The sequence below is a fragment of the Achromobacter sp. genome (assembly GCF_036567245.1).
GTDB lineage: Bacteria > Pseudomonadota > Gammaproteobacteria > Burkholderiales > Burkholderiaceae_B > Achromobacter.
On the sequence record NZ_DATCUY010000435.1, the window covers coordinates 1 to 13,195 of the forward strand.

Here is a 13,195-nt window from a genome sequence, read left to right on the forward strand (position 1 = left end):
GGCAAGGCCGCCGCCGAACCGCTGCCCGCGCGCGCCGCCAGCAACACTACCTCGGCATCCAGCCCCACGCCCGCCGCGCCGCACTCGTCGTCGGCGCTGGTCATCACCAAGCCGCTGCGTTCCGGCCAGCGCGTCTACGCGCGCCACACGGACCTGGTGGTGATCGGCATGGTGAGCCAGGGCGCGGAAGTCATTGCCGACGGCAACATCCATGTCTACGGCCCGTTGCGCGGCAAGGCCATGGCCGGCGCCCGCGGCGACACCTCGGCGCGCATCTTCACGACTCACCTGGACGCTGAACTGCTGGCCGTGGCCGGCGTGTACCGCGTGGTCGAGGACAAGCTGGACCGCACGCTGCATAACCAGCCCGCGCTGGTCCGCCTGGACGGCGAGACGCTGCGGATCGAAGCCCTCAAGGCCTGATATCCCGCAAACCGGCGCCAACCGCGGCCGGTGCGGACTTGCGGACACCCGCGCAAATTTCCACACATCCTGTAAGAAGCCTTACAAGGGCTTTTTGCTTTACGATAACGCGATTTATTCGAACATAAGGGTTTGATCGTCATGACACGCATTGTTGTGGTGACTTCCGGCAAAGGCGGCGTGGGCAAAACCACGACCAGCGCCAGTTTTTCTGCAGGACTCGCGATGCGGGGCCACAAAACCGCTGTCATCGACTTCGATGTCGGCTTGCGCAACCTCGACCTGATCATGGGCTGCGAACGGCGCGTCGTGTACGACTTCGTCAATGTGATCCAGGGCGAAGCCACGCTCAACCAGGCCCTCATCAAGGACAAGCAGCTCGAGAACCTGTTCATCCTGCCGGCCTCGCAAACGCGCGACAAAGACGCGCTGACGCAGGAAGGCGTGGAAAAGGTCATCAACGACCTCAAGGGCATGGGCTTTGACTACATCGTCTGCGACTCGCCCGCCGGCATCGAAACGGGTGCGCTGATGGCCGCCTACTTCGCCGACGACGCGCTGGTCGTGACCAACCCGGAAGTCTCGTCGGTGCGCGACTCCGACCGCATCCTGGGCATCCTGGCCGCCAAGTCCAAGCGCGCCGTGGACGGCGACGAGCCCGTCAAGGAATACCTGCTGCTCACGCGTTACAGCCCCAAGCGCGTCATCGACGGCGAAATGCTGTCGCTGGGCGACATCGAGGACATCCTGCGCATCAAGCTGATCGGCGTGATCCCCGAATCGGAAGCGGTGCTGCAGGCATCGAACCAAGGCCTGCCGGCCATCCACCTGCGAGACACTGACGTCTCCGAAGCGTACAAAGACGTCGTGGCCCGATACCTTGGCGAAGACAAGGCCCTGCGCTTTACCGACTACGAAAAGCCCGGTTTCCTGAAACGCCTGTTCGGAGGCAAGTAAGCAATGTCCTTCCTGTCGTTTCTGCTCGGTCAAAAGAAAACCTCCGCATCCGTCGCCAAGGAACGGTTGCAGATCATCCTGGCCCACGAGCGGGGCCGCGGCGATTCGCCCGACTACCTGCCGCAGCTGCAGCAGGAGCTTATCGCCGTCATTTCGAAATACGTGAAGATCAACCCCGAGGACATCAAGGTGCACCTGGAACGCCAGGACACGCTGGAGGTCCTGGAGGTGAAGATCGAAATGCCGCAGAACGAGACCTGATGCGGCTGTGCGCCACCCCGTGGCGCACACCACGGTCAAAAAAATGCCCGGCGAATGCCGGGCATTTCGTTTTGGAGCAGCGCAAGCCTTAACGCTTGCCGACCTGATCGCCGATGACGCCGCCGATCGCCGCTCCGCCCACCGTTCCGAGGATGCCGCCGTTGGTGATCACGGCGCCTGCCACGCCGCCCAATGCGGCGCCGCCGACGGTGCTCTTTTGGCGATGGCTCATGCCGTCCCAGGAAGAGCAGCCAGCCATGGCGGCGGTCATCGCCAGCGCGACACAGATTTTGGAGAGAGATGCGATTTTCATATTTGTGGTTCCTATTCTCGTACCCGGAAGCCGCGCATGAAACTGGATGCGAGCGCGCGGCGCCCATCAGGGCCTGGAACCTTCAGGATCGCAAAATAATCGTGCCCTGGCTGTGAAGTTTGCCCATGAATTGTGTCAAAGGGCGAGTTAATCTTTGCGCGCCCCAGGGACATTGTTGCAGCCGGCAGGCGCTATTTGACCAGACGTAACACCTCGCGGAAGCGCGGATGTTCGCAAGTGCGCATCCACTCGAATATCGCCATCTCGGACGTGACGATTTCAGCGCCATGGGCACGCGCACGGCGCAGCGCCGCGTGATGATCGGCAGGCTTGCGCGAGCCCGCCGCGTCCGACACCAGCACCGCGTGATAGCCCAGGTCGATCAAGCCGATCACGGTCTGCAGCACGCATATGTGCGCTTCGCAGCCCGCCACCAGGATGGTCTTGCGCGCGGCCGGCAGCCAGGCCTCGAAGCCCGGCTCCAACGCCGACGAGAAGTGCATCTTCTGGAACGAGGCCTGGATCTGCTCGCGCAACGGCTCCACGGTGGCGCCCAGCATCTTGGCGTGATGTTCGGTGGCGACTACCGGCACGTCCAGCAGGCGCGCGGCCTGCGCCAGCTTGTGGGCGGCGTTGAGCACCGCCTCGTGGTCATGGATGACCGGCATCAGGCGGCCCTGCATGTCGACGATCAGCAGGGTGGAATCGGTAGCGGACAGCAGCATGGCGTGGAACTCCTGAAAGAAGTCCCTAGCATAACGCTGGCAAAAAAAATCCCGGCGCGAAGCCGGGATTCCTGTCAGGCGCTGATTACTTCAGCGCCTTGTAGCGCAGGCGCTTGGGCTTGGCGCCCTCTTCGCCCAGGCGGCGCTTCTTGTCGGCCTCGTATTCCTGGTAGTTGCCGTCGAAGAACACGACTTGCGAGTCGCCTTCGAAGGCCAGGATGTGCGTGGCGATGCGGTCCAGGAACCAGCGATCGTGGCTGATGACCATGACGCTGCCGGGGAACTCCAGCAGCGCGTCTTCCAGCGCGCGCAGGGTTTCGACGTCGAGGTCGTTGGACGGTTCGTCCAGCAGCAGCACGTTGCCGCCGGCGATCAGCGTCTTGGCCATGTGCAGGCGGCCGCGTTCGCCGCCCGACAGCTGGCCCACGACCTTGTTCTGGTCGCCGCCCTTGAAGTTGAAGCGGCCCAGATAGGCGCGCGAGGACATTTCGAACTTGCCCACGGTGAGCAGGTCGGCGCCGTCGGCCACCGCGTCGAACACGGTCTTCTTGTCTTCCAGCGCATCGCGCGACTGGTCGACGTAGGCCAGCTTGACGGTCTGGCCGATATTGACCTCGCCCGAATCGGGCTGCTCGCGGCCGGCGATCATGCGGAACAACGTCGACTTGCCGGCGCCGTTGGCGCCGATGATGCCGACGATGGCGCCAGGCGGCACCTTGAAGCTGAGGTTGTCGATCAGCAGGCGGTCGCCGTAGGCCTTGCTGACGTTATTGAATTCGATGACCTCGTTGCCCAGGCGCTCGCCCACAGGAATGAAGATTTCCTGGGTTTCGTTGCGCTTCTGGTATTCGTAGGACGACAGTTCCTCGAAGCGGGCCAGACGCGCCTTGGCCTTGGCCTGGCGGCCCTTCGGGTTCTGGCGCACCCACTCCAGTTCCTTCTTGATGGTCTTCTGGCGGGCGGATTCGGACGACTCTTCCTGCTTCAGGCGGTCTTCCTTCTGCTCCAGCCACGAGCTGTAGTTGCCCTTCCAGGGAATGCCGTAGCCGCGGTCCAGTTCCAGGATCCATTCGGCCGCGTTGTCGAGGAAGTAGCGGTCGTGGGTCACGCCCACCACGGTGCCCGGGAACTTGTGCAGGAACTGCTCAAGCCATTCCACGCTTTCGGCGTCCAGGTGGTTGGTGGGTTCGTCCAGCAGCAGCATGTCGGGCTTGGACAGCAGCAGGCGGCACAGCGCCACACGGCGTTTTTCGCCGCCGGACAGCTTGCCGACGATGGCGTCCCAGGGCGGCAGGCGCAGCGCGTCGGCCGCGATTTCCATTTGGTGTTCGATATCGTCGGCGCCGCTGGAGGCGGCGGCGGCGATGATGGCTTCGAGTTCGGCCTGCTCAGCGGCCAGCGCGTCGAAATCGGCGTCCGGCTCGGCATAGGCTGCATAGACCTCGTCCAGGCGCTTCTTGGCGGTGACGACGGCGCCCAGGCCCTCTTCCACCGACTGGCGCACCGTGTGCTCGGGGTTGAGCTGCGGTTCCTGCGGCAGGTAGCCGATGTTCAGGCCCGGCATGGGGATGGCTTCGCCCTCGATTTCCTTGTCGACGCCGGCCATGATCTTCAGCAGCGTCGACTTGCCCGAGCCGTTCAGGCCCAGCACGCCGATCTTGGCGCCAGGAAAAAACGAAAGCGAGATATCGCGCAGGATCTGCCGCTTGGGCGGCACGATCTTGCCGACGCGGTTCATGGTGTAGACGTATTGGGCCATGGGCTCGTGTGAGTGATATAGCTGATAAACCGTTGATTGTAGGCCGGAACCTTGACCCGCGTGTGTCCACGGCCGAATACCCGGCCTGCGCGGCTGGCCCCGGTCGTCAGGCGGCCTTGGGCCGCGCCGCCCGGGCCCCTGTACCCGTCTGCGCCAGCATCACCCCGGCCAGCGCCATCGCCCCGCCGACGATGTGGAACAGATGCGGCTTTTCGTCCAGGAACACTGCCGCGATCGCCACCGTGGCCACCGGCATGACATTGAGGAAAATGCTGGCGCGGTTGGGTCCCAGGTGCTTCACGCCCTGCATCCACAGGAAAGGCGCGAACAGCGACGGGAACACGGCCGCGTACAGCACCAGCGGCAGGTTGTCGCCATTGAGCGGCGAAGGCGGCGCCATCAGGAAGGCCGGCAGCTGGAACAGCACGCCGAACGCCACCTGCACATACAGCGACTGCCACGGCCCCACGGGCAAGGCCCAACGGCGCAGCAGCACCCCGTACAGCGCATAGGCCAGCGCGCCTATGCCCATCAGCAGGTCGCCGCGGTTGGCGCCCACTTCCAGCAGGCGCGCGGGATCGCCCTCGCCGATCAACAGGGCCAGGCCCGCCAGCGACAACAGGCCGCCCAGCATGGCCATCACCGAGGGCAGCTCGCGCAGCAGCAGCGCCACCACCGCAATAGTCATCAGCGGAATCATCGCCGTGATGATGCCCATATTGGTCGCCGTGGTGCTGGCGGCCGCCACATAGGCCAGGCCCTGGTACAGGGCCATGCCCAGCCCGCCCAGTACCGCCAGCTTGGGCAAGTGGGACAGGATCTGGCGGCGCTGCGCCCAGACGCCCGGCAGCACGAAGGGCGTCAGCACGACGCCGGCCAGGGCCCAGCGGTAGAAGCCGATGGCGGCCGGCGCGATGGCGGTGGCCGCCATCTTGGTGACGATCATGTTGACCGACCAGATCAGGGCCGCCAGCAGCGGGTACAGCAGGTAGCGGGCAGGGATATGCGGGGTGGAGACGCGCGTCATGAGGGGCAATGCACTGATAAGGATGAGACAGGGCGAGTGTAGGATCTGTCCGACCTGATGTATATAATGAAAAACAGACAAAACCAGACGAAGTTCCGACATGTCCGCCGCCGATCCCGCGCCCGCGTTGGCCAGCCACCTGCCCTACCCGCTGGCTTGCCGTATCCTGCATTTCACGCCGAATTCCCGCATGAAGCGCCACAGCTCGCCCTGGGCGGAACTGAACCTCGCCATCTCCGGCATCATGGAAATCGGCATAGGCGACATCACCTATCTGTCGCCGCCGCAGTACGCCATCTGGATACCTCCCCATGTCGAGCATTGCTGCCAGAACGAAGGCGAGGTCCATTACGCCTGCATCGACATCCCCGCCGCGGCCTGCGCCGGCCTGCCCAAGGAACCCTGCACGCTGGAGATCAGCCCGGTCATGCGCGCCATTCTGGGCGACTTCGAACGGCGCGGCGTCAGCTATCCGGATACGCCGGAAGACCGGCGCATGGCGCAGATCGTCATTGACCAGGCGCGCCAGGCGCGGGCCTACGCCAGCTATCTGCCTTCGACCGCCGACCCGCTGCTGGGGCCAATACTGTCGGCGCTGCAGCACAGCCCGGGCGACAAGCGCGGCGCGGCGCACTGGGCCGCCACCGCCGGGATCACCGAACGCACGCTGCTGCGCCACTGCCAACAACACCTGGGCATGACGTTCAATGAATGGCGCCTGCGGCTGCGCGTGGTCAGCGCCCTGGGCATGCTGGACGCGGGCCGGCCAGTACAGTCGGTGGCGCGCGAGCTGGGCTACAGCACGCCCTCGGCCTTCATCGCCATGTTCCAGCGGCTTACGGGCGAATCGCCCGACAACGCGCGCAGGCGCAGCCAGGGCGGCGCGCCCGCTCCATGACCCCGGGAAACCGCGTCATCCAAGCGCCTGATGCAAGGCGGCGCCGATCGCGAGACAATACGCTGTAGCCAGGGCCTGTCAGCAGGCCCGTATCATGCCGTGCCGTCGCGGCTTCATCGCGCCCAGGAACCCTCTTCATGTCTGCCTCCGCCACTCCCCCCGCCTCCTTGACCCACTTCAGTACCGCCGAACTGGACATGCTGGCCAAGACCGCCGACGCCCTGAGCGCCTATCTGGGCAAACCCGTGCTGGCCGAAGTGGTGCTGGGCGATGACGGCACCGAATGGGTGACCTATGGCGTGCCCATGGATGAAAACGCCAAGCCCGACGAGGACCAGACCCATGTGCAACTGGGCGGCCCCGGCGCCCGCCTGCTGGGCAATCGCGGCGGCCTGCCCCCGTCCGATGACGACACCTACGACTGCCTTTATCTCTGGGCCGTCGAGATCTCGCTGAACGAAGGCGAGCGCTTCATCAAGCTGGACCACGACGGCGAAGAGTCCGCATGGTCCGACAATCTGGAAGACGTGCTGCCGTTCGCCCTGACGGAAGAACCCGCGCCGGCGGACCCGGACGCGGAGGATGACGAGGACGAGGAAGATGAGGACGAGGCGGACGGCCACGATCACGACCATCCTCACGACCACAACCACCGCCACTGAAGCGATGCCGGACGGCGGGTTGCGACTGGCCTGGCGCCAGGCAACCGCGCCATCCACGGATCAGACGGAGATCCGACCTTCCTGCACGGCGTGGCAGGCCACCACCGACACTCCCGCCGCCATCGCCACCGGCGCCTCGGCCCTGCAGCGATCATTCGCATGCGGACAGCGCGGATGGAAGGTGCAGCCCGAGGGCGGATTCAAGGGATTGGGCACTTCGCCTGCCACCGCAGTCCGCGGCTTGCCCGCACCGTTGATATCGGGAATGGCTTCCAGCAGCATGCGTGTGTACGGATGGCGCGGCCGCGCGAACAACTCGTCGCGCGGCGCCACCTCCACCATGCGTCCCAGGTACATTACCCCCACCCGGTCGGCCACGTGGTGCACCACCGCCAGGTTGTGGGAGATGAACAGATAGGTCAGCCCCAGCTTGCGCTGCAGATCCTTCATCAGGTTCAGCACCTGGGCCTGCACCGACACGTCCAGCGCCGAGGTCGGCTCGTCGCACACCAGGAACTCAGGGTTCACCGCCAGCGCCCGCGCGATCGAAATGCGCTGGCGCTGGCCGCCTGAAAACTGGTGCGGATAGCGGCCCTGATCGGCCGGATCCAAGCCTACCTGCTTGAGCAGTTCGCCCACGCGCGCACCGCGCTCGTCGGCCGTCATGGCGGTGTGGGTCAGCATGGGCTCGGCGATGATGCGCCCCACCCGCCAGCGCGGATTCAGGCTGGCATAGGGATCCTGGAAAATCATCTGCAGGCGCTTGCGCAGGGCGCGCCCACCCGGCTCCGACATGCGCGACAACGGCTGCCCGTCAAAGCGGATGTCGCCGCGGGTCAGCCCGTACAGGCCCACCAGCATGCGCGCCACGGTCGATTTGCCGCAGCCAGACTCTCCAACCAGCGCCAGCGTTTCGCCACGCGCGATCTCGAACGACACGCCATCCACGGCGCGCAGCATCACGCGCGGCTTGCCTGCAAGCTTGCGTTCCAGCCACGGCGGCGACACATCGAACCAGCGCGCGGCGTCCTTTACTTCTACCAAGGGCGTCGTCATGCGGCCACCTTATCGTTGTTGTCGTGCAGCCAACAGGCCGCGCGCGAGGTGCCGGCCGCCATCAGCTCCGGCCGATCCACGGCGCAGCGCGGCAGACGCTGGCCGCAGCGCGGATTGAAGGCGCAACCCGGCGGAATGGCGTTCAGGCGCGGCATGCTGCCGTCGATCTGCACCAGCCGTTCGGAATGCCCTTCCAGCGACGGGATCGATCCCATCAGCCCCGTCGTATAGGGATGGCGCGGCTTGTGGATCACGTCCGCCACCGGGCCGATCTCGGCAACGCGGCCGGCGTACATCACCGCCACCCGGTCGGCAGTCTCGGCGATCACGCCCATGTCGTGCGTAATCAGCATCACGGCCGTGCCGTTTTCGCGGCACAGGCGCTTGAGCAGTTCGATGATCTGCGCCTGGATGGACACGTCCAGCGCGGTCGTGGGTTCGTCCGCCACCACCAGCTTGGGTTCGGCCGCCAGGGCCAGCGCGATCACCACGCGCTGGCGCATGCCGCCGGAAAACTGGTGCGGATAGTGATCGATGCGCTCGCGCGCGGCCGGAATGCCGGTAGCCGCCAGCAATTCCACTGCGCGGTTGCGCGCCTGGGACCAGCTCAGGTCCAGATGCGTCACGATGGTTTCCGCCAACTGCCGGCCCACTGTGTACAGCGGGTTCAGCGAGGTCAGCGGATCCTGGAACACCGCGCCGATTTCGCGGCCGCGCACGCGGCGCATCTGCTCGTCGGGCAGGTTGTCGATGCGGCGGCCCGCCAGCAGGATCTCACCCGCGGCGATGCGCCCCGGCGGCTCCAGAAGGCCGATGATGGATGCGCCGGTCAAGGATTTGCCGGCGCCGGATTCGCCCACGACGCCCAGGACTTCGCCAGCCTGGATGGAAAAGGACACGTCGTCCAGGGCGCGCAGCGTGCCGCGGCGCGTGGGGAATTCCACGCGCAGATTGCGGACTTCTAGAAGTGCGCTCATGTAAACCTCAATTCAGCCGGGGGTTGAGCGCATCGCGCAGCCAGTCGCCCAGAAGGTTGACCGACAACACCAGCAGCACCAACGCCGCGCCCGGGAAGATGGTGATCCACCATTCGCCGGAAAACAGAAAGTCGTTGCCGATGCGGATCAGCGTGCCCAGCGACGGCGCCGTCGGCGGCACCCCTACCCCCAGGAACGACAGCGTGGCTTCGGTGATGATGGCCGTGGCCAGATGTACCGTGGCCAGCACCAGCACCGGGCCCAGCACATTGGGCAGCACGTGGCGGAACATGATGACGGGCGAGGCCACGCCGATCACGCGCGCCGCCTGCACGTACTCGCGGTTCTTCTCCACCAGGGTGGAACCGCGCACCGTGCGCGCGTACTGCGGCCAGCCCGCCAGCGCGATCGCGCCGATCAGCACCGGGAACGCGATCAGCTCATGCAGCTCGCGCGGCACCGCCGCCCGCGCCACGCCATCGATCAGCAGCGCGATCAGGATGGCGGGGAACGACAGCTGCACGTCGGCGATACGCATGATGAAGGCGTCGATGCGCCCGCCCGCGTAGCCCGAGATCAGCCCCAGCACGATGCCGATCAGCATGGACAACAGCACCGAGGCCAGGCCGATCAGCAGCGAAACCCGGGTGCCGTACAGGATGGCCGAGTACAGGTCGCGGCCCTGGCTGTCGGTGCCCAGCAGATAGGTAGGCTGGCCGTTGGCCTCCCAGGCCGGCGGCAGCAGCGCGTCCAGCAATTCCACCTTCGTCAGGTCGAACGGGTTGTGCGGCGCCACCCAGCCGGCCCCGAAGGAGCCGATCAGCAATGCCGCCAACATCAAGGTGGCGATGATGGCCACCGGCGCCCGGCGCCAGGCCCAGGCGATGTCGCTGTCCCACCAGCGTTTGAGTACGGCGCGCATCAGTGAGCCCCCCCGCCGCGGGTCAGCCCGGAACGCAGGCGCGGGTCCACGACAAAATACAAAAGATCGACGATCAGGTTGATCACCACGAACACCAGTGCGATCAGGCACAGGTAGGCTGCCATGACAGGCACGTCGGCGAACTGCACCGCCTGGATGAACAGCAGGCCCATGCCCGGCCACTGGAACACGGTTTCCGTGACGATGGCAAAGGCGATGATGCCGCCCAGCTGCAGGCCGGTAATGGTGATCACCGGCACCATCGTGTTCTTCAGCGCATGGCCGAAGTGGATGGCGCGGCGCTTCAGGCCGCGGGCGCACGCAAACTTGATGTAGTCCGAACGCAGCACCTCCAGCATTTCTGAGCGCACCAGCCGCAGCACCAGGGTCATCTGGAACAGCGACAGGGTGATCGACGGCAGGATCAGGTGCTTCCAGCCCGTGGCCGTAAACAATCCCGAGGACCACCAGCCCACGCTGACGGTGTCGCCCCGCCCGTAGCTGGGCAGCCAGCCCAGTTGCACCGAGAACACCAGGATCAACAGGATGCCGATCAGGAAGGTGGGCAGCGACACGCCCAGCAAGGACCCGGCCAGCAGCAGCTGCGACACCAGGCTGTTGCGCTTGAGCGCGGTGTACACGCCCAGCGGCACGCCCACCAGCAGCGCCAGCAAGGCAGCCACCATGGACAGCTCCAGCGTGGCCGGCAGGCGGGATTTCAGCAGGGTCGAAACCGGTTCGCTCTGGCGCAGGGAAATGCCGAAATTGCCCTGCAGGGCGTTGGCCACGAAATGGCCGAATTGGACGATGGCGGGCTCGTTCAGCCCCAGGCGCTCACGCAGTTCGATGCGCTCGGCATCGGTGGCGTCCTGTCCCAGCATGATGGTGACAGGGTCGCCGACGTATTGAAAAAGCACAAAGGCCAGTAGCGCGACGGTGAGCATCACCGCTACGGCCTGCAACAGGCGACGCAGTATGAAAGCAAACATAGGCGGAAAAGGCGTAACAGCGAAAGCCCGCCGGCCTGTTCATGCTGAACAGGCCGGCGGGCTGCGCCGTTTGATTAGCCTGGATCAGTCAACCTTGACCCAATCGGCAACGAGGCGATTGTCGGCACGGTGGATGACCGTGACGTTCTTGCGCATGGCCCAGGGAATAACCTGGTCGTGCAGCGGGATGTGGCCGAAGTCCTTGGCGTGCCCTTGCAGCACGGTGATGATGTCGGCGTCGCGCTTGGCCGGATCGGTTTCGGTCTTGATCCGGTCGATGATGACGTCCAGTTCCTTGTTGCTGTAGTTGCCCAGGTTGTACATGCCGTCCGCGCCCTCGCCCTTGGTGCGGATCAGGTTCTGCAGCGTGTACATGGCGTCGAACGTGGGCACGCCCCAGCCGAACAGGAAGGCGCTGGTGTCGAACGACTGCACCTTGGGGAAATAGGTGGAGCGCGGCATGGCGTTCATGGTGGCCTTGACGCCTACCTTGGCCCACATGCCGACGACCGCCTGGCAGATGGCTTCGTCGTTGATGTAGCGGTTGTTCGGGCAGTCCAGCGTGAAGTTCAGCGTGCCGTCATAGCCGGCTTCCTTCAGCAGCGCGCGGGACTTTTCGGGATCGTAGGGCACGCGCGCCTGCAGGGTCTGGGCCCAGCCGTGCACCTGCGGCGCGATCATCGTGCCGGTGGGCGCGGACAGGCCGCGCATCACGGCGCGCTTGATCGCGTCCACGTCGATGGCGCGGTACAGCGCCTCGCGCACGCGGATGTCCTGGAACGGGTTCTTGCCCTTGATGTTCGAGTACTGCAATTCCGGACGCTTCTGGTCCAGGCCCAGGTAGATGGTGCGGTATTCGTTGCCTTCGACCACCTTCTGCGCCTGGCGCAGACGCTCCAGATCCTGCGCGGCGGGGTCCAGGACGAAGTCGATTTCGCCGGACAGCAACGCGGCGGTGCGCGTGGCGTTCTGCTTGATCGGCGTGAACACCACTTCGGTCACGTTGCCGACCTTGCCGGCCTTGTTCCACCAGTCCTTGTTTTCTTCAAAGACGGTGCGCACGTCCACTTCGCGCGTCTTCAGCTTGTAGGGGCCGGTGCCGTTGGTATTGCGCGCGCCGTAGGTCTCTTCCTTGTTGACGTAGTCCTGCGGCTTGGCGATGTTGTTCTTTTCGGACCACGCCTTGTTCATGATGAACACGTTGGTCAGTTGGCGCAGCAGCACGGGGTTGGGCGCCGACGTTTCGATCTCGATCGTCAGGTCGTCGACCTTGCGCGCTTCCTTGATGCCCGTCGTGTAGGCCTTGTAATTCGACGTGGGCGCCATGGCGCGGTGGATCGAGAAGACCGCGTCGTCCGCCGTGAAGGCGGCGCCGTCATGGAATTTCACCCCCGGGCGCAGCTTGAAGCGATACAGCGTGGGCGACAGTTGTTCCCATTCCGTCGCCAGGCGCGGCACCACCTTGAACGTCTTGTCGTAGTCCACCAGCGGTTCGTAGATGTAGCTGTTGGCGGCGATCGTCATGCCTTCGTTCTGCGAATGCGGATCGAAAGTAAGGATGTCGCCCTGGGCGGCCCAACGGAAAGTCTTGGCCTGCCCGATCGAGGGCACGGCCACGGCGGCGGCGATCGCGATAGCAATCAAAGTGCGGCGCATAGGTTCTACTCCTGACTGTAATCTGAATACCGGCGCGATATTGCCTACCCGCAAGAACCCCGTCAATTCAGGGTTTATGCGTACCGGAACGGGTTTTCACAGAGGGAAAACATATTGGGGACGCATATGCTTGTAACAAAAAAATCGAAGTAAACAGCGTTGGGGCCGTCCGGCGCCTGCGCGGCGCGCGTCCCCCCCTTTAATCGTCTTCCGGCGCCGACAAATCCAAGGGCACGTGCTCGGTCATCAGCACCTCCAGCATCTCGATGAGCTGCGCGGCCTTTTCCTCGCCGAAAGGCGCGAGCACCGCCTTCTGGTGCTGCAGCGCCTGTTCGCACAAGGCGGCGATCAGGTTCGACCCCTTGGCGGTGATGCAGACCCGGGTCTGCCGCCGGTCCGCGCGCACGCCGGTGCGCGCCACCAGGCCCTCCGCCTCCATGCGCTGCACCACCTTGCTCAGGGTGGGCTGCTTGGTGATCGCGAGCACGGCCAGCGTGCCGATGGTTTCGCCGGCGCTGCCTTGCAGGCTGGCCAGCACGCGCCATTCCGTGACCGACAAGCCGGCCGCCT

The 13,195-nt window shown here is 65.1% G+C and carries 15 protein-coding genes; 5 read left to right on the forward strand and 10 right to left on the reverse strand.

What is annotated here, in order from left to right:
• From minC to minE, 3 genes are all read left to right on the forward strand, one after another.
• A partial coding sequence (gene minC, locus VIR09_RS18685) for a septum site-determining protein MinC (protein WP_332014220.1) occupies positions 1–423 on the forward strand: 423 nt, incomplete at its 5' end.
• 141 nt (positions 424–564) lie between these two features.
• Positions 565–1,380: a septum site-determining protein MinD gene (minD, locus tag VIR09_RS18690; RefSeq protein ID WP_332014221.1), complete on the forward strand. Its 816-nt coding sequence runs from the start codon at positions 565–567 to the stop codon at positions 1,378–1,380.
• Between the two features lie 3 nt (positions 1,381–1,383).
• Positions 1,384–1,641 (forward strand): cell division topological specificity factor MinE, encoded by a 258-nt coding sequence (minE, locus tag VIR09_RS18695; protein ID WP_006217654.1) that lies wholly within the window; start codon positions 1,384–1,386, stop codon positions 1,639–1,641.
• Between the two features lie 88 nt (positions 1,642–1,729).
• Here minE and VIR09_RS18700 read toward each other — a convergent pair whose 3' ends face one another.
• The 4 genes from VIR09_RS18700 to VIR09_RS18715 form a co-directional block, all read right to left on the reverse strand.
• A complete protein-coding gene (locus VIR09_RS18700) occupies positions 1,730–1,954 on the reverse strand; it encodes a glycine zipper 2TM domain-containing protein (RefSeq protein ID WP_332014222.1) in 225 nt (74 codons plus the stop codon).
• Between the two features lie 191 nt (positions 1,955–2,145).
• The gene (locus VIR09_RS18705) at positions 2,146–2,679 is read right to left on the reverse strand and encodes an isochorismatase family protein (protein ID WP_332014223.1); all 534 of its coding nucleotides are present in this window, start codon (positions 2,677–2,679) and stop codon (positions 2,146–2,148) included.
• An 85-nt stretch (positions 2,680–2,764) separates the two neighbouring features.
• The gene (gene ettA, locus VIR09_RS18710) at positions 2,765–4,438 is read right to left on the reverse strand and encodes an energy-dependent translational throttle protein EttA (protein WP_013391708.1); all 1,674 of its coding nucleotides are present in this window, start codon (positions 4,436–4,438) and stop codon (positions 2,765–2,767) included.
• A gap of 106 nt (positions 4,439–4,544) precedes the next feature.
• A complete protein-coding gene (locus tag VIR09_RS18715; RefSeq protein WP_332014224.1) occupies positions 4,545–5,465 on the reverse strand; it encodes a DMT family transporter in 921 nt (306 codons plus the stop codon).
• Between the two features lie 100 nt (positions 5,466–5,565).
• On the opposite strand from VIR09_RS18715, the gene VIR09_RS18720 reads away from it, so the two are divergent.
• The gene (locus VIR09_RS18720) at positions 5,566–6,363 is read left to right on the forward strand and encodes a helix-turn-helix transcriptional regulator (RefSeq protein ID WP_332014225.1); all 798 of its coding nucleotides are present in this window, start codon (positions 5,566–5,568) and stop codon (positions 6,361–6,363) included.
• 137 nt (positions 6,364–6,500) lie between these two features.
• The gene (locus VIR09_RS18725; protein WP_332014226.1) at positions 6,501–7,025 is read left to right on the forward strand and encodes a hypothetical protein; all 525 of its coding nucleotides are present in this window, start codon (positions 6,501–6,503) and stop codon (positions 7,023–7,025) included.
• Positions 7,026–7,085: 60 nt separating this feature from the next.
• Here the strand turns inward: VIR09_RS18725 and VIR09_RS18730 are convergent, their stop codons facing one another.
• The 6 genes from VIR09_RS18730 to VIR09_RS18755 form a co-directional block, all read right to left on the reverse strand.
• Positions 7,086–8,081, reverse strand: coding sequence for a dipeptide ABC transporter ATP-binding protein (locus VIR09_RS18730; RefSeq protein WP_332014227.1), 996 nt, complete (start codon positions 8,079–8,081; stop codon positions 7,086–7,088).
• A complete protein-coding gene (locus tag VIR09_RS18735) occupies positions 8,078–9,058 on the reverse strand; it encodes an ABC transporter ATP-binding protein (RefSeq protein ID WP_332014228.1) in 981 nt (326 codons plus the stop codon). Before VIR09_RS18735 ends, VIR09_RS18730 begins: the two co-directional genes overlap by 4 nt.
• Before the next feature lie 7 nt (positions 9,059–9,065).
• A complete protein-coding gene (locus VIR09_RS18740; RefSeq protein WP_332014229.1) occupies positions 9,066–9,980 on the reverse strand; it encodes an ABC transporter permease in 915 nt (304 codons plus the stop codon).
• Complete coding sequence (locus VIR09_RS18745) at positions 9,980–10,969, reverse strand: ABC transporter permease (RefSeq protein WP_332014230.1); 990 nt, start codon at positions 10,967–10,969, stop codon at positions 9,980–9,982. Before VIR09_RS18745 ends, VIR09_RS18740 begins: the two co-directional genes overlap by 1 nt.
• An 84-nt stretch (positions 10,970–11,053) precedes the next feature.
• The gene (locus tag VIR09_RS18750; protein ID WP_332014231.1) at positions 11,054–12,625 is read right to left on the reverse strand and encodes an ABC transporter substrate-binding protein; all 1,572 of its coding nucleotides are present in this window, start codon (positions 12,623–12,625) and stop codon (positions 11,054–11,056) included.
• A 199-nt stretch (positions 12,626–12,824) separates the two neighbouring features.
• On the reverse strand, positions 12,825–13,195 hold a 371-nt coding region (locus VIR09_RS18755), incomplete at its 5' end, for a MarR family winged helix-turn-helix transcriptional regulator (RefSeq protein WP_332014232.1).

Bases quoted from the DNA above. Each gene is read 5' to 3' on its own strand.
- VIR09_RS18715 (WP_332014224.1), bottom strand. From the start codon at position 5,465: ATGACGCGCGTCTCCACCCCGCATATCCCTGCCCGCTACCTGCTGTAC.
- VIR09_RS18720 (WP_332014225.1), top strand. From the start codon at position 5,566: ATGTCCGCCGCCGATCCCGCGCCCGCGTTGGCCAGCCACCTGCCCTAC.
- ettA (WP_013391708.1), bottom strand. From the start codon at position 4,438: ATGGCCCAATACGTCTACACCATGAACCGCGTCGGCAAGATCGTGCCG.
- VIR09_RS18745 (WP_332014230.1), bottom strand. From the start codon at position 10,969: ATGTTTGCTTTCATACTGCGTCGCCTGTTGCAGGCCGTAGCGGTGATG.
- VIR09_RS18740 (WP_332014229.1), bottom strand. From the start codon at position 9,980: ATGCGCGCCGTACTCAAACGCTGGTGGGACAGCGACATCGCCTGGGCC.
- VIR09_RS18705 (WP_332014223.1), bottom strand. From the start codon at position 2,679: ATGCTGCTGTCCGCTACCGATTCCACCCTGCTGATCGTCGACATGCAG.
- VIR09_RS18700 (WP_332014222.1), bottom strand. From the start codon at position 1,954: ATGAAAATCGCATCTCTCTCCAAAATCTGTGTCGCGCTGGCGATGACC.
- VIR09_RS18750 (WP_332014231.1), bottom strand. From the start codon at position 12,625: ATGCGCCGCACTTTGATTGCTATCGCGATCGCCGCCGCCGTGGCCGTG.
- minE (WP_006217654.1), top strand. From the start codon at position 1,384: ATGTCCTTCCTGTCGTTTCTGCTCGGTCAAAAGAAAACCTCCGCATCC.
- minD (WP_332014221.1), top strand. From the start codon at position 565: ATGACACGCATTGTTGTGGTGACTTCCGGCAAAGGCGGCGTGGGCAAA.
- VIR09_RS18725 (WP_332014226.1), top strand. From the start codon at position 6,501: ATGTCTGCCTCCGCCACTCCCCCCGCCTCCTTGACCCACTTCAGTACC.
- VIR09_RS18730 (WP_332014227.1), bottom strand. From the start codon at position 8,081: ATGACGACGCCCTTGGTAGAAGTAAAGGACGCCGCGCGCTGGTTCGAT.
- VIR09_RS18735 (WP_332014228.1), bottom strand. From the start codon at position 9,058: ATGAGCGCACTTCTAGAAGTCCGCAATCTGCGCGTGGAATTCCCCACG.